The organism is Sinorhizobium fredii NGR234 (genome assembly GCF_000018545.1).
Taxonomy (GTDB): Bacteria; Pseudomonadota; Alphaproteobacteria; order Rhizobiales; family Rhizobiaceae; genus Sinorhizobium; species Sinorhizobium fredii_A.
Genome location: NC_012586.1, coordinates 1,197,578 through 1,218,342, shown reverse-complemented (window position 1 = coordinate 1,218,342; position 20,765 = coordinate 1,197,578). Strand labels below are relative to the sequence as shown.

Below are 20,765 nucleotides of genomic sequence, written 5' to 3'. Positions count from 1 at the left end.
TCGCTCAAGGTAAATCCTATATTTCGCCTGTCTGCCACCGGTTGAACGAGGATGACATGAATATCGGCGAACTCGCACGCGCCTCGGGTGTCTCGGCGAAAATGATCCGTTACTACGAGAAGATCGGTCTCATTGCGCTGGCCGACAGGAGCCAGTCCGGCTATCGCAATTACGGCGACAACGACGTCCATACGTTGCGTTTCATCCGGCGGGCCCGCGACCTTGGCTTCACCGTCGAGCAGATGGCGGACCTCCTGGCACTTTGGCGCGATCGTTCACGGGCCAGCAGCGAGGTCAAGAAGATCGCGCTCGATCAAGTCGCGCTGCTCGAACGCAAGGCGGAGGAGTTGAAGGCGATGAGCCGGACCCTCAAGCATCTCGCCGCCCATTGCCACGGTGATGCGCGGCCGGATTGCCCGATCATCGATGATCTCGCCGATGCCGGAAGCGGACCGGAGAAACCGCACGAACCCGCCCTGTTCGGCCGCGGCGGCGTCGAGCCGGTACGCGGGGCGCGGCGTGCGCCTCCGCATTCCAAGACCGGCACCGCCTCATGATTGCGAGACAGCGCCGGCTGTAGGTCGCTCACTTGGCAAGGAACAGCAGGTCGAAGCCCCTGAGTTCGCGCCGGGCGATCGACTTGCGCATTGCGGTCCAGATCGCCGACCGGTTCTCCAGGCGAAATCCGCGAAAGCTTCGGATCAAGCGTACCGTCGCCGCCACTGTCCGCAGCGCTCGCAAGGCGGCGGGGCCGGAAAACGACGCAGCCAGGATCTGCGGATGCACCGCCAGGAGGACGCCCGCCGTTCTCTTCCGGTCAATTGCCCGGAACTGGTCGAGCGCCTTGTATTCATAGCCTTCGATGTCAACCTTGAAGCAGAGCCGGTCGGTCTTCGCCATCGCCTGAAGCTTCGGGATGGTGACGGTCTCGGCGGTAATCGCCATGCCGGTATCGTCGGCGATGAGGGCCGAGGTCTCGGAACTGCCGAAACCGCCACCGACCGAGTTGAGCACCAGGCGTTCGTCCTGCGACAGCGCGGCGTTGACGAGCTCCACCTCACCGATATTGTCGGCCTTCATCTGGGTCAGGATGTCGAAGCACACCGGATCCGGCTCGACGACGATGACGTTGTTGGCGCTCTGAGCCGCCCAATAGGGCGTAACCCCTATCCAGCCGCCGATGTCGATGAAGGTCGTCTTCGCGTCGACGAGGCGCGCGATGTTCTGGAAGGTACCGGGCTCCCACTGGCCGGCCTGCAGGCGGGCGAAAAAGCGTTTCTTTTCCGGCTTGTCGGGGAAGTAAACGGTCTTGTCGAAATAGGTTATGGCGCGCATCGCGCCTCTCTACTGCATGATTCCGGAAATCGGAACCGGAATAAATTCATGCGACCGCTCGAAGTGCGGCGGACCGTTGAGTGCGTTCAGGAAACCTATGCCTCGACCCGTTGCGCGCGGCTGCGGGCTTCGGTGAGCTCGGAGGTCGTTTGGCTGAGACGGTCGGCCAGGACACGCATGATCTCCACCGCCATTTCGGGGAAATCGGCCAGGAGCTTCAGGAAATCGTCCTTGCGAATGCGCAGGGCCTCGAGTGGCGTGGTCGTCTGGATGGTGGCGGTGCGCGGCGTATTGCAGAGAATGGCGATCTCGCCGACGATCGAGTTCTGCTCGACCTCGGCGACCTTCAACTGCCCGGTCGGCGTCGAGACCAGCACATCGGCCCTGCCGGAAAGGATAACGTAGGCGGCGTCGCCGATATCTCCTTGGTGGAACAGGTTTTCGCCGGCGCTGTACATCACCCGGTCGGAGGTGAAAGCGAGTAGTTTGAGTTTCGCAGGCGGCAGGCCGGAAAAAAGCGTAATCCGGCGCAGCATTTCCACTTCGTCTTTCAGGAGCATATCAGTTCGCTTCTCCGAATGTGTCGCGGACGCAAGACGTCCTTTCCCGACCGACCGGGAAATTCCGCCTGCCTTCCGATGTCAATACTACATCAAGATGCCAATTCCTTGTAGTCGCTGTCTTTCGACGGCGCTTCCATTGCATCCTCGTGCACCAACCGGCCATTTTCGAAATGCACAACACGGTCAAAGAGTTCCGAAAGAGCCGGATTGGAAAGGACCCATACGATCGCCGGATCACGCTTCTCGGCATGCAGGAAGGTAAAGACGTTGCGGGTGATCTGATCCTGGGTGCGCTGATCGAGTGCCAGCAGCGGCTGGTTGATAATATAGAAATCGGAGAGCCGGATGAGCGCCCGCGCCAGATTGAGCTTCTGCCGCTGGCCGGCGGTCAGTCGCTTGCCGCCAGCGCCGACGTCGAAGTCGAGGCCGAAGGCGAGCACCTTGTTGTAGAGGCCGAGCGATTCGAAGAGATCGCGGACGATCGCCCGGATTTTGTCCGAGCCATCCGTGTGCTTGTGGCCGATGCGGCCGAAGAGCACGTTGTCGAGGATGCTGGCCGAGGCCATGTAGCGGTTCGGCTGATAATGCTCGATGACGCCGACGAGATCGGCGGGCAGGCCGTCGCTGAATTCGCGTCGCGCCTCGACAATCTTCTGCATCAGATCCTCGGTCAGAAGACCGAAACGATGCCGCGGTTCGATATAGCCGAAGCATAGCCGGATGATCCGGATCGCATCGTCCTCCGAGACTTCGTCGAGCGGCCGGCCCCTGAGCTTCTGGAGAAGCGCCTCGTAGGCCGGGATCTCCTCGCTGGTCATGAAGGTAAGCTGCTGGAAGAACGGGTGATCCGGCGGCAGGTCGCGGAACAGTTCGACAACGTTCTCGGCGATCTCGAGTCCCATTTCGTAGAAGGTCTCGTGAAGGCCGGCGCTCTTCAAGACGGTCTTGAAGAACGGGTGGCCTTCCAACGCCGTTTCCCACCTCGTCCGGTCGGTGACGGTGCCGAAGAGCAGGTTTTCGCCGACCGTTGCTTCGATATTGTAGGAGCCCGGCTCGAAGAAGACGACGAGATCGCTGAGCTTCTCTGCCTCGAGACGCCGACGGAGCGCGCTGCGCATCTCGACGATTTCGTTCGCAAATGCCTCGTGTTCGACGGAATTGATGGTCAAGCGAACGGCGAGCGCCGAAATGTCATTGGTCAGGAGCACGACGTCGAGGACGGCCCTGATCTTTCCGAAGAGATCTTCCGGGCCCGTGGCTCCGGCAGCTCCGTAGTCGATCCAATCGCTGTTGAGATCGAGTGAGGGATTGCCGGCCAGCTTCGCTTCGAGCAGCTCCCACCGGCGATGCGCCGCCTTGTCGCCTTCGTAAACCACCTCGGTCAGCGGGGCATGCTTGAGGCCGTAGAGCAGATTGTCGCCGAGGCTGCCCTGGAAGGCGTAGACCTCCGAGGAGGCATAGGAGATCCGCCGGCCGATGACCGCTTCCGGCAGCTCGTGAATATCGTCGTCGCCAACGACGATCCGGCCGCTTGCAGGCCAGGCCAGGCGGCCGAAGGCCTCGGCCAGCGCCTCGCCGCCGCCTCCCGTGCCGCCTGTGATGGCGACCGTCTCGCCCGGGCGCAGCTGGAAGGAGACATGTTCGATCACCTTGGCGCCGCCGTCGTCGGCAATCGTCAGATTGACGGCAGCAAGCGCGCCCGCGAGCGCCGCAGGCGGAGCAACGCAGACCTCTTGCACCTTCGGGTCGATCAACGGCTCGACGCTGAACTGCTACACGACCTGGGTATATTTGACCTGGACGTCCTGACGCGCCTGGTCCCAGTCGATCAGTTCCTTCAGCGGACCCGGCAGGTCCTTGTAAGCGCCGATCACCGCGACAAGCTGGCCGATATCGAGGCGCCCCTGCAGGGCAAAGTAGCCGCCGATCGAATAGAACAGGAAGGGTGTTACCTGGGCCAGGAAGTTGTTCAGGAATTTTACCAGGAACTTCCATTGGTAGATGTCGTAACGGATCTTGAAGATCCGGCCGAGACGCGCCGCGATGTCGGCTCTCTCGTAATTGGACGTGTCATGACCGCGGATCGTGCCGATACCGTCGACGATTTCGCTGACCCGGCCCGAGAGTTCGCGCGCCGTTAATTGCCGTTCGCGCCCGAGCACCAGCAGCCGTCGGCGCATGCGGGGGATGATCACCGCCTGGACCGCGACGATGACAAAGGCGATGATGCCGAGCCAGAAGCTCTGGATCAGGATGAAGATCAGCGCCGTCAGCGCCTGGCCGCCGAGAAGCGCCGGTTGCACGAAGGCATCGCCGGTGAAGCCGCCCATGGGCTCGACTTCATCCTTGATCATCGTCGAGATTTCCGCCGGCTTCACACGTTTCAGGTGATGCGGCGGGAAGCGCAGAACGCGATCGACAAGCTCGAAACGGATGCGCCTTAGAAGCCGCTCGCCCAGCCGGCCCTTGTAAGTGTTGATGTAGAACTTGAAGAGCCCGTTGACGATCACCAGCAGCAGGAAGACGAGGCTGAGGGCGAGCAGCGTCCCCTGCCGCCCGAGCTCGATTCCGGAAAAGAGGTTGACCTCGCCAAAAAATGGCAGGCTGACGGAGATCGGCATGAAGAGCTGGGTTGCCCCGGGCGTCTCGAACCCCTGCCCCTGGATCGGCCCGTTGACGATCTGCTTCGGCAGATCGAAGGACATGAAATAGGGGATCATCGACAGCGCTACGATCAGGAGGATCCAGAGCTGCGACTTTCGGGTATGGGTCCAGATGTAGCGGGAAAGACGTGGTTCCATGGGCGGGTAATGAGACCTAATCTAATATTCGGGATCGCAGGGCCGCTCAGGAAGCGGACGCTGGCCGCAAATGGTTCCTCTCCACCAGATCTTCAATGGCGTGCGCCGTTTCCACGAACTCGTGACTGGCTGCCATGAGAGCAGAGGCATACTCCATGTCAAGCGTTTGGCCGGCCAAGCAAACTCCCTTCCAGTCGCGGCTTCCTTGCGCGCCTTGCGCTTGCCGGGCCCTGAGCTTACAACAGCCGCATGACGCATGCCAGCCACTCCACCCACAGTTCCAACGATTGGTACGAAAGCGGTTACGACCTCGCCCGGGGGCTGGCCGCCTATACGGGAAGCGCACTCGTCGACGGCATAGCCAGGGTCATTGCGAAACATCCGCAAGCGAATATCGCCAATGCCTTCAACCACAAGCAGGTTCAGTGCAAGCTCTGGGCCCGCGACGCGCTCTTGAAGAGTGCCGGCTCCGTCTATGGCCGGATCGTCGTTCTCGGCGGCTGGTACGGTGTTCTGCCGGCTATGCTTCTCGAAGATCCGCGCTTCAACATCGCAGCGATCGACAGCTTCGACATCGACCCGGCGGTCGAACTTGTGGCGCGCACGCTGAATTCCGGTTTCGGCGATCGGTTTCGGGCCGTCACGGCGGACATGTATGCGATCGACTATCTAAGCCTGAATGCCGAACTCGTGGTCAATACGAGTTGCGAGCACATCGCAGACCTCGGAGCATGGCTCCGCCTTGTCCCCTCCGGCACGCGCGTGCTGCTGCAGTCGAACGACTATTTCAGCGAGCCGAGCCACATAAACTGCGTTTCCTCACTCGACGAATTCCAAGCCAAGGCCGCCCTTGCCCGCGTCGATTTCGCCGGCGCGCTGCCGATGAAGAAATACACCCGCTTCATGCTGATCGGCTCGGTCTGACGCCGTCCATCCGCTTCAGATGCTCCTCGAGGATCACCGCAGTGCCATCGGCACCGTCGAGGTCGAGCGGCGGGATATCCGGCTTCGAACGAGCCAGCAGCGTTTCCACCTGTCGGGCGAGAGCCTCAGGCGTGATCCCCTCCTCGGGCAGAACGGCGGCAAGGCCAAGCCTCTCCAACCGCATTGCGCGCGTGCTCTGCTCCGTTTCGCCTCCGGCGGTGAAGGGAATGAGCAGGGAACTGCATCCGGCGCGCAGTATGTCGCAGACGGTGTTGTAACCGGCCTGCGAGACGGAAAGGCGCGCGCCGGCAAGGAGGCTCGCAAAATCCCGCCGGAAACGGAACAGGCCGACGCCATCCGGTGCCGCGGCGGCGAGTTCGTCGAAATCCGCCTGTGGCAGATTCGGGCCGGTCACCAGACACCAGCGCAGGTCCTGCGGCAGAGTCCTGGCGGCCCCGAGCGCTGCGCCGATGAGTTCCTTGCCGACCGCCCCGCCACCTGCGGAAACGAGCACGTCGAACCTCTCGGCGGGGTCGTCCGGCGGCGGTGGGGCGACAAGCCCGGTATAGGCGACCCGGTCGGCAATCTCGCCTGCGAGCGGAAAGGTCTCCTCGAGCCGCGCGAAGGCCGGGTCGCCGTGCACGAGCACGAGGTCGAAGTGCTTCTTCACCAGCGCGACCGTTTCCTCGGCCCGCCCCGGCTTTACCCGCTCCTGCAGGATGTCGCGCAGCGACGTCGCCACCAGCGGACGGCGCTCCATTGATTCGATCGCGTCAAGCAAGGGCAGCAGCTCGAAGCGCATCTGCCGGCGGCCGAAGGGAAAAGCTTCGATAATGACGACTTCCGGCTCCGAGACGCGAAGCGCCTCGAGGAGCCGGCCCTTGCGATGCTCCTGAAAGGCCGCAGTCACCGGATTGCCCTCGGCGTCGGCGAGGCCGGAGAAGCCCTTGTCGCCCGCCGTCACCGGCGGCAGCACGACCGTCCTCACGCCCTCTTGTGGGAAGCCCGGGACGGGCAGGCCGCCGGTCACCATCGTCACGTCGAAGCCGCGCGCCAGCAGCGCCTTTGCAATGCGGCTCGCCCGCGCCAGATGGCCGATTCCGAGCAGGTGCTGCACATAGAAAAAAACGCGACGTTTGCTCAAGGAGATTTTCTCCATTCGCTTTCGAAAAGGCCGCTCAACTGCCTGACGCTCGAGTGATGGTCGAACTCGGCCCGCACGCGCCGTTCGGCCGCAGCGCCAAGCCTTCTGCGCAGGGCCGGATCACGGATCAGCCGCTCGAGCGCCGCGGCGAGAACGCGAGGATCCTCAGGCGGCACCACAAGGCCGTTCTCGTCATCGTTCAGCAATTCCGGAATTCCGGATACCCGCGTCGAAACACAGGCAAGCCGTTGGCTCGATGCCTCGACCAGCACGTTCGGTAGTCCGTCGCGATCGCCGTCGACCGCGACCCGGCAGGCGAGCGCAAAGATGTCGCTTGCACGGTAGCGCGCAAGCACGTCCTTCTGGTCGAGCGCGCCGCGCCAGGTGACGCGAGGGGCAAGGCCGAGATGCTCGGCGAGGGTCCGGAGCTCCTTCGTCAGATCGCCGGCGCCGATATGCTCGAAGCGCCAGTGGAGATCGGCGGGCAGCAGCGACAGCGCCTTGAGGAGAATGTCGTAGCCCTTCTTGGCAACGGCGCGGCCGATGCTCAGGATGCGCACCGGATCGCTGGCATCCGAGCCGTCGCGATCGGAGTGATGGCCGTCGAAGCTCGGGAAACGATGCAGGTCGAGGCCGTGATAGCTCAGATGCACGCGGGACTTCTCGTCCGTCAGGCTCTTCAAGTGCTCGAAGCCGCTGCGCGTGCAGGTCACCGTCCAGCGGGCGCGCGCGAGCTTCTCCGACAGCTCCCAATCCGAAGAGGTCCAGATATCCTTGGCATGCGCCGAGCAGGTCCAGGGGACGCCGGCCATGATGCTGGCATAGGCCGTCACGGAGGCCGGAGTATGGATGAAATGCGCATGCAGCCAGCGCGCCTCCGCCGGCCACTCGTCGAAAAGCACAAGAGCCTGGCCGAAGCGGCGGAAGCGATTGCGCGTCCGGTCGCGGCGGAGATCCCGGATGAAGGGCAACAGCGCCCGCCAGAAACCGGCCTTGGGCAGCGATTTCATCAGCGAGCGAAACACCCGCCAGGGCTCGTCATGCAGATACTCCGGCAGATAGAAAACCTTGGCCCGGATTTCGTCATGGACGGGATGACGCTTCGCGTCGGTCGGGCGCCTAAGCGCGACGAGCACGAGATCGTGCCCTGCCCTTTCCAGCCCCAATAGTTCCTGGGCGATGAAGGTCTCGGAAAGGCGTGGGTAGCCCTTCAGCACAACGGCGATCTTTCGAGTTTGCGACACGGGTATTTCAGCTTGTCCGCTTGACGATGCTCAGATGTTCCTTCGATCGGTGATCGAGCCATTCTCCGACGATCCCGGAGATATGGACGAGGCCTTCGAGCCTCAGGCCATTCCTGTTGGACGAGGGCGCCGCCCGCTGCGGCAGGGCCTTCAGTGCCGCTGCGAAACGCAGCGGGTCTTCCGCCTCGTGCGGCAGCAACATATCGACAAGGCCGAGTTCGGACGCACGCCGCGCCCGGATCAACTGCTCCTCACGCGGCTGCAGCCGCGGCACGATGAGCGCCGGCTTATCGAAGGACAGGATCTCGCAATAGGTGTTGTAACCGCCCATCGATACAACGCCCCGGGCGCCCGCGACCAGTTCCTCCATGCGATTGTCGAACTCGATGATCTTGATGAAGGGTATACGGCCGCCCTTGCGGATCAGCTTGTTGCGCTGCTTTGCGGGCATGTAGGGGCCGAGGACGACGAGCGCATTGTGCGTAAGGCCCGGATCCTGTTGGTAGGCGTGAATGACGTTATGGATGAGCTCGGCGCCATCGCCGCCGCCGCCGGTCGTCACCAGAATATATTCGCCCTCCGGCCTGTGATCGGGCAATCCGTCATGCGGAACGCTTCTTTGCAGGAAGCCCACGAAATTCATGCGGTCGCGCACCGCCGCCGGCACGTCGAGCCCGACCAGCGGGTCATAGAAATCGGGTGGGCCGTAGACCCAGATAGAATCGTAGAACTGCTCGATCTTGCGCATGGTGTCGCGGCGCTTCCATTCCTCCTCGAGCAGATGCGGCGCATCCATGACTTCCCGAAGCCCGAGAACCAACCGCGTCCCGTGCGTCTTTAGATAGGTCAGCGTGTCCTCGACCTCGCCGCGCAGCCCCATCGGCTCCTTGTCAACGATGAAGATGTCCGGCTCGAAGCTCTCGGCGGTCGAGCGAATGATCGACTGGCGCATCTTCAGCGTCTCGTGCAGATCGATGTGGCGGTCAAGCGACGTGTATTCGCCATTTCTGAGCTTGATGACGCTCGGGATCTTCACGAAATCGACGCGGGCCCGATAGTCGAAGGCGCCGGCGATGGTAGCCCCGGACACGATCAGCACCTGCAGGCCGCTATAATCCTCGACGAGGGCATGCGCGATCGCCCGACAGCGCCTCAGATGACCGAGGCCGAAGGTGTCGTGGCTGTACATGAGAATCCGGGCATCTTCGAAGCGCCGTATCATGCGAAGAACCTTTCTCTCATAGGTGGAAATACCAAGTCCGCTGCAGCGCCTGCTTGGATCGGCCGGCGATACCGAGGTTAGCGATACCGGGGCTATTTGTAGGGATCTGCGGCGTCGCGCAACCCGTCTCCCAGGAAGTTGAACGCCAATATCACAAGAATGACCGGTATAGTCGGAAACAACAGCCAAGGATAGAAGGCAATCACGCTCACACTCTTTGCCTCCGTCAGCAGAATACCCCAGCTGGTGATCGGCGGGCGCAGCCCGAGGCCGAGGAAGCTGAGCGCCGTCTCGCCGAGAATCATGCCGGGAATGGAGATCGTTGCCGTGGCGATGAGATGCGACATGAAGCCCGGCACGAGATGCCGACCGATGATGCGGCTGCTTTTCGCGCCCATCAACTGGGCGGCGAGGACGTAGTCCTCTTCCCGGAGCGCAAGCAGCTTTGAGCGGACGGCACGCGCCAGGCCAGTCCAGTCGAGGAGGCCGAGGATGACGGTTATGCCGAGATAGATGAGGATCGGGCTCCATGTCGCCGGCATGATCGCCGCCAGCGAAAGCCAGAGCGGAATGCTCGGTATCGACTGGAGGACTTCGATCAAGCGCTGCACGACGAGGTCGAACACCCCGCCGTGATAGCCGGCAAGGCCGCCGATGACGATCCCCAGCACGAAGCTGACGGTAATGCCGAGAAGCCCGATCGTCAGGGAAATCCGCGCGCCATAGATGATGCGCGACAGGACGTCGCGTCCCAACCTGTCGCTGCCGAGCAGGAACATCTGGCCGTTCTCCGCCGGGCAGGCCAGATGCACGTTGCTCTCGAACAGGCCCCAGAAGCGGTAACTGTCGCCCCGACAGAAGAAGCGGATCGGCTGAACATCCGCGGGGTTGTCCGCGTAGTTCCGCTTCAGCGTATCCATGTCGAGCTGCATTGTCCGCCCATAGACGAAGGGGCCGACGAAGGAGCCTTCATGGAAGAAATGCACGCGCTGCGGCGGCGCGTAGATGAAGTCCATATTGCGGGTGTGCAGGTTATAGGGTGCGAGGAACTCGCAGATCAGGATCATTCCGTAGAGCGCCGCCAGGAAGATGCCGGACACCAACGCGACCCGGTGGCGCTTGAATTTCCACCACATCAACCGCAACTGCGACGCCTGATTGACGCGCACCTGCTCCTCCGTCATCACCTCGACGGAGTAGGGATCGAACGGGGCCGTCGACACGTAATGCGCTAGCGGCTCGCCGGGGGCAGGAATCGGTGACGTCACTTGGTGCTCCTGCCTTGCAGGCGAATTCTGGGATCGAGGACGGCGAGCGCCAGATCGGAAATCAGGACGCCGATAACGGTGAGGAACGCCAGGAACATCAGGAACGATCCGGCGAGATACATGTCCTGGCTCTGCAGCGCCTTGATCAGCATCGGCCCGGTGGTCTCGAGCGACAGCACGATCGCGGTGATTTCCGCCCCGGAAATGATCGCCGGCAGGATCGAGCCGATGTCCGAGATGAAGAAGTTGAGCGCCATGCGCAACGGATATTTGACGAGCGTCCGCGTCGGCGAGAGGCCCTTGGCCCTTGCGGTCACGACATATTGCTTCTGCAATTCGTCGAGCAGGTTGGCTCTCAGCCGCCGGATCATCCCGGCCGTGCCCGCGGCGCCGACGATAATCACCGGGATCCAGATATGTTCGAGGATCGACTTCGCCTTCGCCCAGCTCATTGGTTCGGACAGGTATTTCTGGTCCATCAGATGGCCGATCGACGTGCCGAACCAGATATTGGCGAAATACATGAGGATCAGCGCCAGCATGAAGTTCGGGATGGCGATGCCGATGAGGCCGATGAGCGAAAGGCCGTAGTCGCCCCAGCTGTACTGGTTGGTCGCCGCATAGATGCCGATCGGGAAGGCGATGATCCAGGTGAAGATGATCGTGAAGAACGAGACCAGGATCGTCAGCCACAACCGGTCGCCGACGACTTCGCTCACCGGCAGCTCATATTCGAAGGAATAGCCGAAGTCGCCCTGCAGCATGCCGCCGACCCAATAGATGTAGCGCAGCAGCGGCGGTTGATCGAAGCCGTATTGCTGCCTGAGCGAATCGATCTGCTCCATGTCGACGCCTTCGCCCTGGGCCCTGAGCTCGGCGATGTAGCTTTCGAAATAGTCGCCGGGCGGCAGTTCGATGATGGTGAAGACGAGCGCCGAGATGATCAGCAGGGTCGGCACCATCACCGCGATGCGCCAGAGAATGTACCGCAGCATCTCAGCTATCCTGTTCCAGCCAGAACGTATCCGGCTTGTAGGCACCGAAGTAACTGGTGGGGTCGAAGCCCCAAAGCGCCTCCTCCGGCATGTTGCGCAGCTTTGTCGTGACAAGGATCGGCTGCAGCGAGCCGTTGACGAGGCCGATCGAGAAGACCTGGTCCGTATAGATGGTCAGCATCTGCCGCCATATGTCTGCCCGCTCGGCATCGTCGGCGGAATGCCGCCAGCGCTTGAGCAGGTCGAGCAGCTCGACGACCGGCTCCAGGTCGGGCGCCTCGCCCATTTCGCCGTGCGAAATATAATTCAGGCCCCAGACCGGCCATTGCAGCTTGTCGTCGGCTGTCGGCGCGAGTTCGCCCGGATTCATGTCCGCCGTCGGCACGCCGTTGTCGATGCCGAACCACATGGACATGGTGATCTCACCGCCGACGGCGCGGCTGCGGAAGGTGTCGCGCTGCGAGGTCCGAATGAAGAGCGAGATGCCGACCTTCTGCCAGTAGTCGGTGATGAGCTGCAGCACATCGGTGTCGAGCGTGCTTTCGCCGGGCGTCTCCACGACGATCTGGGCTCTGCGGCCATCCGGCAGGATGCGGATGCCGTCGCTGTCGCGCTTTGCAAGCCCGGCCTGGTCGAGCAGGGCGTTGGCCTGGTCCGGATCATGGGTGATCCAGGCGTTCGCGAACTCCGGTCGGAACAGCGGGCTGTCCGGCAGGACCGTGTCGGCGCTCTCCTTCGTCAGCCCGTAGAAGACCGCCTTGTTGATCTCCTGCCTGTCGATCGCCAGCGACAGGGCGCGGCGGACCCGCACGTCTCTCAACAGCGGCCGCCACACCGGGTCGGCGCAATTCAAATTGGGAAGCAGCGCCAGGCGGGAGCCGGAGGTCTTCTTCCACAGCTTGACCTTGACGGGATAGCGCTTCTCGGCATCCTTCAGGTAGGTATAGTCGACGAAGTCGATACCGGCCGCCTGCAAGTCGCTCTCGCCGGTGCCGGCCTTGGCCGGAATGAGTGCAGACGAACTGACGCTCAGCACGAACTTGTCGATGTAGGGTAGCTGCAGGCCGTTTTCGTCAACACGGTGGAAGAACGGATTGCGCTCGAAGATGAACTGTTCGGCCGGCAGCGGCGTGGTATTGCGCCACGGGTCGAGGGTGGGCAGATCCGGGTTCTCAGGCCTGTAGGAGCGCGCCATGCGCTGGTGGAGCTGGTGCCATTTCTTCACCCTCTCCTCCTTCATCAGCGCCTTCAGCTTGTCCTCTTCCTGGTATTTCTTGTGGAACTGCTTGAGATAGGCCGACGGCATGGCGAGAACCAGCGGCTGCGGCGCCGCCAGTTTCTGCAGGAAGTCGGGGTTGGGCACAGCCCAGGAGTAGCGCAGCGTGCGCTCGTCGACGATCTCGAACTTCGCCGCCTGGCCGTCCATGACCATCGCCGTCGGCAGGCCGGCTGGCGAGAGGTCCTCGTTGAGCAGCACGTCCTCGAAGCAGTAGCGGAAGTCCTCCGCCGTCAGCGGCGTGCCGTCCGACCACTTGTGCCCCTCGCGCAGATGGAAGGTGAAAATCCGGTCCTCGACCGTCTCATAGCGTTCGAGCACGTCCGGGTGGAGATTGAGCGTCTCGTCATAGCCGACCAGCCGGGCATAGCCGTAGATCGTCATCAGACGAATGTCCTTGGCGCTGCCGATCAGGCTGCGGATCGTCCCGCCATACCGGCCGGGTTGCCTGCCCATCGCCGCGACGTTGATCACCCGCGGCGTTTTCGGCAGGCGTTCGTTCACCGGCGGAAGCTTGCCTTCTGCGACAAGCGGCGCCAGTGCGTCGACCCCGCCGGCGGCGGCGAGCAGGACCTTCGGCAGAGCGGTGGACGCGAGGATGGCGAGTGCTGTTCTTCGGGTAATCACGAGCGTAACTCCCTTGCATCTGCCGATTTCCTGGCGAGCACATAGTGACCGCCGCCAAGATCGGCCGGAAAGAGAGCGTTCTCCTCGCCGCCGTCCGAGAATTGCGTTCCCCATTGACGCTGGTCCGAGCCGCCGCTCGCCTGGAGCGAGTCGAAATCGAGTTTCCGATCCAGATCGGGATAGGGCACGGCTGCCAGCAGCGATTTCGTGTAAGGATGAACCGGATTGCGCATCAGCACCTCGCGCGGTGCGAGTTCGACAATCCGCCCCGCACACATCACCGCGATCCGGTCGGCCATATAATCGACCACCGCGAGATTGTGCGAGATGAACAGCATCGTCAGGCCCAGTTCCTTCTGCAAATCCTTGAGAAGGTTGAGGATCTGGGCCTGGACGGAGACGTCGAGAGCCGAAACCGGCTCGTCGCAGATCAACAGCTGCGGGACGAGCGCAAGCGCCCGGGCGATGCCGATGCGCTGCCTCTGGCCGCCGGAGAAACTGTGCGGATAGCGATTGATGAACCGCTGGTCGAGGCCGACCGCCTGCAACAGGGAGCGGACGGTCTCGACCCGCGATTTCGGATTGCCCCGCCCGTGGATCTCGAGCGGCTCGCTCAAGATGTTCTTGACCGTCATTCGCGGCGAAAGCGACGAGACCGGATCCTGGAAGACCATCTGGATCTTGGCGCGCAGCGCCTTGAGTTCGGCGCCATCGAGCTTCAGGACGTCGACAGCGCCCTCCCCGTCGTCGAAGGTGACCGAACCCTCGTCCGGCGTCACCGCCCGCATCAGGATCTTGCTGACGGTCGTCTTGCCGCAGCCGCTCTCGCCAACCAGCCCCAGGCATTCGCCGCGGCGGATCTCGAAGCTGACGTCATCGACGGCGCGGTGACGCGACGTGCTGCCGCTGCCGAACCAGCCCGACGAACGCGTCGAGAACGTCTTGCACAAATTGCGGACCGAGACGAGCACGTCCGGCCCGGTGGCTTTCGTGGCTCCTTGCCGTCCAAGAAGCGTCCCGGCCTTGACCGGCACTTCGCGAAGCGCCTTCAGCCTTTCGCCCGGCTTCATGTCGAAATGCGGCACGGCCGCCATCAGCCCCTTGAGATAAGGATGCTGCGGGTTGCGGAAGATCGCGTCGACCGGTCCGGCCTCGACGATATCGCCGTGATAGATGACGACGACTTCGTCGGCCATGTTGGCGACGACCCCGAGGTCATGCGTGATCAGCAGCATGGCCATGTTGAGCTTGGACTGGAGCTCGCGCAGCAACTGCAGAATTTGCGCCTGCACGGTCACGTCGAGCGCCGTCGTCGGCTCGTCGGCAATCAGCAGTGCCGGGCGGCAGATCAGCGCCATGGCGATCATCGCCCGCTGCCGCATCCCGCCGGAAAGTTCGAAGGGGTACATATCATAGGCCCGCTTCGGATTGGCGAAACCGACGTCGCCCAACAGTTCCTCGGTTCGCGCCCGTCGCTCCGCCTTGTCTGCGTCCGTGTGGATCTTCAACACTTCGGAAATCTGGTTGCCGATCGTGTGGAGCGGCGACAGCGAGGTCATCGGCTCCTGGAAGATCTTGCTGATGCGCGCCCCGCGGATCTCCTGGATCTCGCTTCCATCGGTCTCAAGCGACAGCAGATCGACCGGCTTTGCCCCGGCCGCGGTATCGTTGAAGACAACCCGGCCACTCACCCTGGCGACGCTTGGCAGGATACCCATGACCGCCTGGCTGATCGCCGACTTGCCCGAGCCGGACTCGCCGACGAGCGCCGTCACCTTGCCCGGCAAAATCCTGAAATTCGCTCCCCGGACGGCTTCCACTTCGCCGCCAAGCACGGAGAATGTGATCCGCAGACCCTCAACCCTTAGCAGGTCCGCTCCTGAAGTCATTGCAACACACCGCCCTCATTACCCCTCCTGCACGATACCTTGCCGTCCGGCGCCGGTATTATGCAGCAATTTCAAGTGTCACAGCGACCTTAGCCCCGCGGCGCTGTAGCGTACGCCACTGTCGAAACAGTAGCTTAGCTTCCGCAGGCTGTCCAGCATACCACCGGGCGGAGGCGGGGCGGGGTGCGGGATCGACGCGGGACCTCAGGGAAACGGGCAAACACCGTCCGTCAGGACATCGGCACAGCGCGGCGAACGGCGGAAGTCGTCGTAGTAGAGCGTCCAGTCGGTCGTGTCGGCCGCGCGATAGGGGCCGAACTTGAAATACTGATTCTCTCCGAGCCCCTTGTCGGCATGGCCGATATGCCCCTTGACCGTTATGATCGGCTTACCATTGGCAAACAGCTCTATGTGCCCCGTTCCGTCAGGCCCGGGCTTGGTGAAGATGGCGAAATCGATCCAGCCGGAATTGGGCTTCGGGAGCGGATTGCCGTGATTGGTGACCGTCACCGCTTTCGTGCAGGAATTGAAAAGGTTGCCGTCCTCGGCCTTCCAGTTCGGATCTGCGGCTACAAGGATGCGCACCTGATTGAAATCGGGCCGCGCCCAGGCCGGCACTTCGCCCGGACCGCAATGGGCCGGTGTGCCCTCCGGCCCGGTGGAAACCGGCTGCTGATAATTGGTCTCGACCGTGGCGAAGAGCTTGCCGAGATCCATGCGCAGCGCCAGGAAGGGGCTGAAGTCGCCATCGGCACCGGGAACGATCTCGCGCTTCCATTGGGCGATCAGGTAGCGATGGTCGCCGCTTGGAATGGGATCTTCGAACTTGACCGCAAAACCGTACCAGACACCCTGGTCATAGGGGACGCGAAGGGCCGTCTTTTCCCAGATTTCCGCGCGCTCGCTGCAGCCGTCGTCCAGGGTCGGGCAATGCGGTACGACGCTGAGTTTCAGCCCGCCATTGCCCGAACGTTTGACCGCACTCTGGAACTCGACGGTGCCGGCGCTCTGCTCGAAATTCTCGCGGTAATAGAGGCCGCCTTCAGGGGCAAAATCCTTGCCCTCGAAACCGTCGGTCAGTTTCTGCTCGAGAGGCGGTTGTTGCTGCAATGCTTGAGCATTTGCGATGCTCGGTACGAGAAGAGCGGCGGCCAGCAAAGTTACGCGAAACATGGATCCCTCATTGGAGCATCTTGTCGATCAGGCCGCGCGGCCCCGGCGGCCCGATCTTGTTGCGATAAAGCAGCATGACATGCTCCGCTTCGGAAAGTCCATCCTCCGCCTGATCGTCGCGTTCCTGTGCAATGGCGGCAAGGGCAGCATCCTTCGGATAGAGCACGGTGAACTTCTGGCGTACGCCGCGCAGCGTCTCCTGCCCGAGCGTCAGCCAATCGCCGCCGCAATAATTGACGAAGGCCTCGCTCGCGACGACGTTGTGGCCGTATTTCTTCGTCAGGTTCTGCAGCCGCTGGACCTCGTTGACGGCCGAACCGAAAACCGAAAAGGTCAGCCGGTCCCGCAGTCCGACATTGCCGAACATGACGTTGCCGACATGCAGGCCGACACCGTAGCCGATCGGTTCGCGACCCTGCCTTTTCCGCTCGGCGTTGAGAGCCGCAACGCGGGCGCGCGCCGTGCCGACGGCGGCGAAGGCTTCGCGGCTCGCCAGCTCCGAGGGTTCCTTGTGCCGGCCGCAGGGATAGACGGCGATGAACCCATCGCCAACGAAGCTCAGGATCTGCCCGCCATGGCGGTTGAAAGGCGTTGCGATCGCGTCGAAGAAGCCGTTCAGCGTTTCGATATAGGCCTGCCGGCCCTCCTTCTCCGCAAGAACGGTCGAGTCGCGCATGTCGGCCATGACCAGGACGGCGCGAACCGTCTCGCCGTCACCGCGGCGGACCTGGCCGCTCAGCACCCGCCGCCCGGCGTTGGCCCCGAGATAAGTGGTCAACATGTTGTCGGCGAGTTTGCCGAGCACGGCGACTTTGGCGGCAATCGCCAGATGGTTCTGCAGCCTCAGCAGGGCGGCAATCATGTCGTCGCTGAAGCCGCCGTGACGGTCGGTCGTCCAGGAGCCGACCATGCCATGCTCGGAAACGGCGCCGAGCGGCTGCATGAAGGCGATGTAGTCGGTCGCCCCCTGCTCCTTGAGTTCATCGAAGATCGGAAACTCCGAAGGCTGAGCCGGATCGATGCGCCGCCGCACATGGTCGAGGTTGTTGCTGAGCAGATAATAATAGGGGCTCTTGAGGAACCGATCGGGATTGAGCGCCAGTTCCTCGTGGCGAAGGCCGCTCACCTCGACGCCGCGGCCGCGCCACCAGGTGAAGCCGAGCGCGTCGTAAAGCGGATGAAGCATCGAAAAGGACAGATGGACGCGCATGAGCGGCAGGCCGGCCGCCGCCAGGCGCTCGCAGAAACCGCGCACGATCGTCTCGAGCGATTCGTCGCTCAGCGACGTCCGCATCAGCCAATCCGCGACCTTGTCCAGGAGGATTTCGGAAACGCTGTCGTTGATCGCACTCATTCCACATCCTCATTTGTCGCAATGGCGAATGCCGCCGGCCCCGGTGGAAACTGGCGACGAACTCGCCTGCCCCGGCAGCATTTGGCTGTGGCACCCGTCAGTAATGAAAGGCTCCGGCCGCATCTGACGGCGGCCGCCCGCAGCGATCGGATCGCCACGTTATGTCTTGCAGATATTCACCGCCGAGCCCGATTTCCAGAGACGCTCGCAATTTTTAATCGCAGGTGAATGCTACACGGAATGGCCCCTCCGATTACACCCTCTAATTGTCGGGGTTATCGGCGGACGCTGCTATAGGCCCGCGCTTGACTTGGCGCCGCTTTGTCGCCAACAAAACGGAACCAACCCGTGGCGGCCAACCGTCGCAAGACGGCTTGTTCGCCAGCAAAATTGGAAACGATCTTGACCTCCCCCCATCACGACAGGCTGCTCGAATCGATCTCCGCGCGCACCGCCAGCATCGGTGTGATCGGCCTGGGCTATGTCGGCCTGCCTCTTGCCATCGCGGTTGCGCGCTCAGGTTTTCCGGTCATCGGTTTCGACATCGATCCTGCGAAAATTGTCGCGCTTGACGGCGGCCGTTCCTATATCGAGGCGGTCTCGAACGACGCGCTCGCCCGGGAGGCTGCAGCCGGGCGTTTTCACTCGACGACCGACTTTACCGGACTCGGCGGTTGCGACGTGATCGTCATCTGCGTACCGACGCCGCTCACCAAGCATCGCGACCCCGATCTTTCCTTCGTCGAAAAGACGTCCCGCTCGATCGCCGCCAGCCTGCGGCCGGGCCAGCTCGTCGTTCTCGAATCGACCACCTATCCCGGCACGACCGACGGGATCGTCCGCTCCATCCTGGAAGAGACGGGCCTGAAATCGGGCGAGGACTTCTTCCTGGGCTTCTCGCCGGAGCGGGAGGACCCCGGCAACCGGAACTTCGAGACGGCGAGCATCCCCAAAGTCGTGGCCGGCGACGGACCGCGCGCGGCAGCGCTGATGGAACGGTTCTACGCCGCGGTTGTCGAGACCGTCGTGCCGGTCTCGTCGAACGCGACTGCCGAAGCGGTGAAGCTCACGGAAAACATCTTCCGTGCGGTCAATATCGCCCTCGTCAACGAACTCAAGGTCGTCTACGAGGCGATGGGCATCGATATCTGGGAAGTCATCGACGCCGCAAAGACGAAGCCGTTCGGCTACATGCCGTTCTATCCCGGCCCGGGGCTGGGCGGCCATTGCATCCCCATCGACCCGTTCTACCTGACCTGGAAGTCACGCGAATACGAACTGCCGACTCGCTTCATCGAACTGGCGGGCGAGATCAACTCGGCCATGCCGCGTCACGTGGTGACACGGCTTGCCGAGGCGCTCGACCGCACGCAAGGCAAGGCGCTCAGCCGCTCGAACGTGCTGATCGTCGGCCTCGCCTACAAGAAGAACGTGCCGGATATTCGCGAAAGCCCCTCGCTTCGGCTGATCGAACTCATCGAAGAGCGCGGCGGCAAGGCCGCCTTCTACGATCCGCATGTCGAGGAAATCCCCTCGACCCGCGAGCACATGGCACTCAAGGGTCTCCGGTCGGTCGTCTTCGACGAAAAGACGGTGCGCAGCTTCGATGCCGTGCTCGTCGCAACGGACCATGACGCCATCGATTATGCCGCCCTTCGCGACTGGGCGCCGCTGATCATCGATACCCGCAATGTCTTCGCGCGTCGCGGCCTGGCAGCCGATCACGTCCTCAAGGCGTGACCGCGCGTGCCGGGGTCCCGTCTTCAGCAAGCGTCGCCTTGAGGTTTTTTGCCGCCATGGCGTAGCCGCCGGCGGCCCCGTCGATGAAATGCATGTGGTCGCGGCTCATGGGAGACGGCACGATGCAGGTCATCAGCGCGGAATCCTGCCGATGCAGCCCGTAGCGGCAAACGCCCTGTTGCGCGCCGCGCTGCAGTCGCGCCTCGATCTGCTTCAGCCGCCCGGCGCCGACATCGATCGTCATCTTCAGGCCGTCGTCGAACTTGCGGAAGTCGGAATTTTCGGAGAGATCGTGCTTGTACTGCGTGACATCGAAGCTGCCGATATTCAGGCCGATCTTGAAGCACACGAACAGAAAAACGCTCTGCACCGCTATCCAGGGCCAGGCGAGGAGGCGCTTGCCCCCTGATGCCCTGGCACGGGACTCCATGGCAATGCCGCGCATCGAAAGACGAGGCTCGGGCCCTTTCTCCGGAACGGGGTGGCCGCCTCGCTCCTCGCCTTCGGCGAGCGCCACGATGTCGGCGATCAAGGCCTGAAACTCCGGCCCGTTGCCACGCGCGCCGGGCATCGCGATGATCGACACGATGGCGCCGTGCTGGGAGACGATCGGGTTCCAGCGGCAGGAGAGACCGGTCAGGTCCGGCCTGGTCCCCGGCGCCGCAGCGTCGATCTGGTAGCGCCCCGCCTTCATCTCGGCTTCCGCCCAGCTTGCGCCGCCGCCCGAGAACATCGCGTAGGAAACCTCCTCGCTCGCCTTGAAGCGGGCGACGCGCATGTCGAGACCCGTGGCGCGAATGTCGGCGACCGGAACGAGCGCGGCCCTGAGTTCGAGGCCGAGTTCTTCCGCCACCCAGGTCTTTGCGGCGGCGAGAGCCCCGCGCGCCCTTGCTGCAAGCGCCGCGGGTATGGCGGCGAGCGCCCCGTCGCCGCCGAAGACGAAAGGCAGATCTCTTTCCTCCAGCGCATTCATGAGGGCGGAGATCACGCTGGCGCCGGCCATGTTGACGCTCTTGTATCGTCCCTCGGCGATCGCCCCGGTCGAATCGACGATGTCGGCAACGGCCAGCGACCAACCCTCGGGAAGGGGCCGGTAGTTCGCCTCGTCCGCCACGCCTTCGAACTCTTCGAAGAGCGGCAGGCTTTCGTAAAATTGCATTTCGGCTGGCTGCGCCATGGATGCCTACGCCCCTACTGCATGCTTCCTTAG

15 protein-coding genes and 1 pseudogene are annotated in these 20,765 nt (G+C 62.9%); 3 read left to right on the top strand and 13 right to left on the bottom strand.

Translation table 11 applies throughout. The features are described 5' to 3' along the window. Positions 1–56: 56 nt before the first annotated feature. Positions 57–557, top strand: a complete 501-nt coding sequence (gene cueR / locus NGR_RS05915) for a Cu(I)-responsive transcriptional regulator (protein ID WP_015887340.1) — start codon at positions 57–59, stop codon at positions 555–557. A gap of 28 nt (positions 558–585) precedes the next feature. On the opposite strand, the gene NGR_RS05910 is transcribed toward cueR, so the two are convergent. The 3 genes and pseudogenes from NGR_RS05910 to NGR_RS05900 form a co-directional block, all read right to left on the bottom strand. After that, positions 586–1,335: an FkbM family methyltransferase gene (locus tag NGR_RS05910; protein WP_015887339.1), complete on the bottom strand. Its 750-nt coding sequence runs from the start codon at positions 1,333–1,335 to the stop codon at positions 586–588. A 95-nt stretch (positions 1,336–1,430) separates the two neighbouring features. Continuing rightward, on the bottom strand, positions 1,431–1,895 hold the full coding sequence (locus NGR_RS05905) for a cyclic nucleotide-binding domain-containing protein (protein ID WP_015887338.1): 465 nt from the start codon (positions 1,893–1,895) through the stop codon (positions 1,431–1,433). 92 nt (positions 1,896–1,987) lie between these two features. Continuing rightward, positions 1,988–4,699: pseudogene (locus tag NGR_RS05900) on the bottom strand (ABC transporter transmembrane domain-containing protein). 249 nt (positions 4,700–4,948) lie between these two features. Between NGR_RS05900 and NGR_RS05895 the strand changes: the two are divergent. Further along, positions 4,949–5,623, top strand: a complete 675-nt coding sequence (locus NGR_RS05895) for a hypothetical protein (protein ID WP_015887337.1) — start codon at positions 4,949–4,951, stop codon at positions 5,621–5,623. Here NGR_RS05895 and NGR_RS05890 read toward each other — a convergent pair. The 9 genes from NGR_RS05890 to NGR_RS05850 all read right to left on the bottom strand — a co-directional run bounded on the left by NGR_RS05890 (position 5,601) and on the right by NGR_RS05850 (position 17,815). After that, on the bottom strand, positions 5,601–6,782 hold the full coding sequence (locus tag NGR_RS05890; protein WP_015887336.1) for a glycosyltransferase family protein: 1,182 nt from the start codon (positions 6,780–6,782) through the stop codon (positions 5,601–5,603). The genes NGR_RS05895 and NGR_RS05890 overlap by 23 nt on opposite strands. Further along, positions 6,764–8,011, bottom strand: a complete 1,248-nt coding sequence (locus NGR_RS05885; protein ID WP_015887335.1) for a glycosyltransferase family 4 protein — start codon at positions 8,009–8,011, stop codon at positions 6,764–6,766. The genes NGR_RS05890 and NGR_RS05885 overlap by 19 nt, the downstream gene beginning before the upstream one ends. A 7-nt stretch (positions 8,012–8,018) precedes the next feature. Continuing rightward, on the bottom strand, positions 8,019–9,233 hold the full coding sequence (locus NGR_RS05880; RefSeq protein ID WP_015887334.1) for a glycosyltransferase family protein: 1,215 nt from the start codon (positions 9,231–9,233) through the stop codon (positions 8,019–8,021). Positions 9,234–9,325: 92 nt separating this feature from the next. Beyond that, on the bottom strand, positions 9,326–10,501 hold the full coding sequence (locus tag NGR_RS05875; protein ID WP_015887333.1) for an ABC transporter permease: 1,176 nt from the start codon (positions 10,499–10,501) through the stop codon (positions 9,326–9,328). Next, positions 10,498–11,496: an ABC transporter permease gene (locus tag NGR_RS05870; protein ID WP_015887332.1), complete on the bottom strand. Its 999-nt coding sequence runs from the start codon at positions 11,494–11,496 to the stop codon at positions 10,498–10,500. Before NGR_RS05870 ends, NGR_RS05875 begins: the two co-directional genes overlap by 4 nt. Position 11,497: 1 nt before the next feature. Beyond that, the gene (locus NGR_RS05865) at positions 11,498–13,399 is read right to left on the bottom strand and encodes an ABC transporter substrate-binding protein (RefSeq protein ID WP_015887331.1); all 1,902 of its coding nucleotides are present in this window, start codon (positions 13,397–13,399) and stop codon (positions 11,498–11,500) included. After that, on the bottom strand, positions 13,396–15,288 hold the full coding sequence (locus NGR_RS05860) for an ABC transporter ATP-binding protein (protein ID WP_015887330.1): 1,893 nt from the start codon (positions 15,286–15,288) through the stop codon (positions 13,396–13,398). Before NGR_RS05860 ends, NGR_RS05865 begins: the two co-directional genes overlap by 4 nt. Before the next feature lie 204 nt (positions 15,289–15,492). Further along, positions 15,493–16,461 (bottom strand): polysaccharide lyase, encoded by a 969-nt coding sequence (locus tag NGR_RS05855; RefSeq protein ID WP_015887329.1) that lies wholly within the window; start codon positions 16,459–16,461, stop codon positions 15,493–15,495. Between the two features lie 7 nt (positions 16,462–16,468). Beyond that, positions 16,469–17,815 (bottom strand): adenylate/guanylate cyclase domain-containing protein, encoded by a 1,347-nt coding sequence (locus NGR_RS05850; RefSeq protein ID WP_015887328.1) that lies wholly within the window; start codon positions 17,813–17,815, stop codon positions 16,469–16,471. Positions 17,816–18,217: 402 nt separating this feature from the next. On the opposite strand from NGR_RS05850, the gene NGR_RS05845 reads away from it, so the two are divergent. Continuing rightward, a complete protein-coding gene (locus NGR_RS05845) occupies positions 18,218–19,555 on the top strand; it encodes a nucleotide sugar dehydrogenase (RefSeq protein WP_164923915.1) in 1,338 nt (445 codons plus the stop codon). On the opposite strand, the gene NGR_RS05840 is transcribed toward NGR_RS05845, so the two are convergent. Continuing rightward, positions 19,545–20,732, bottom strand: a complete 1,188-nt coding sequence (locus NGR_RS05840; protein WP_015887326.1) for a DUF3095 domain-containing protein — start codon at positions 20,730–20,732, stop codon at positions 19,545–19,547. The genes NGR_RS05845 and NGR_RS05840 overlap by 11 nt on opposite strands. Positions 20,733–20,765: the final 33 nt, after the last annotated feature.

Excerpts from the sequence above, each read along its gene's own strand:
- NGR_RS05855 (WP_015887329.1), bottom strand. The coding sequence starts at position 16,461 with ATGTTTCGCGTAACTTTGCTGGCCGCCGCTCTTCTCGTACCGAGCATC.
- NGR_RS05840 (WP_015887326.1), bottom strand. The coding sequence starts at position 20,732 with ATGGCGCAGCCAGCCGAAATGCAATTTTACGAAAGCCTGCCGCTCTTC.
- NGR_RS05895 (WP_015887337.1), top strand. The coding sequence starts at position 4,949 with ATGACGCATGCCAGCCACTCCACCCACAGTTCCAACGATTGGTACGAA.
- NGR_RS05870 (WP_015887332.1), bottom strand. The coding sequence starts at position 11,496 with ATGCTGCGGTACATTCTCTGGCGCATCGCGGTGATGGTGCCGACCCTG.
- NGR_RS05880 (WP_015887334.1), bottom strand. The coding sequence starts at position 9,233 with ATGATACGGCGCTTCGAAGATGCCCGGATTCTCATGTACAGCCACGAC.
- NGR_RS05910 (WP_015887339.1), bottom strand. The coding sequence starts at position 1,335 with ATGCGCGCCATAACCTATTTCGACAAGACCGTTTACTTCCCCGACAAG.
- NGR_RS05905 (WP_015887338.1), bottom strand. The coding sequence starts at position 1,895 with ATGCTCCTGAAAGACGAAGTGGAAATGCTGCGCCGGATTACGCTTTTT.
- NGR_RS05850 (WP_015887328.1), bottom strand. The coding sequence starts at position 17,815 with ATGAGTGCGATCAACGACAGCGTTTCCGAAATCCTCCTGGACAAGGTC.
- cueR (WP_015887340.1), top strand. The coding sequence starts at position 57 with ATGAATATCGGCGAACTCGCACGCGCCTCGGGTGTCTCGGCGAAAATG.
- NGR_RS05860 (WP_015887330.1), bottom strand. The coding sequence starts at position 15,288 with ATGACTTCAGGAGCGGACCTGCTAAGGGTTGAGGGTCTGCGGATCACA.
- NGR_RS05890 (WP_015887336.1), bottom strand. The coding sequence starts at position 6,782 with ATGGAGAAAATCTCCTTGAGCAAACGTCGCGTTTTTTTCTATGTGCAG.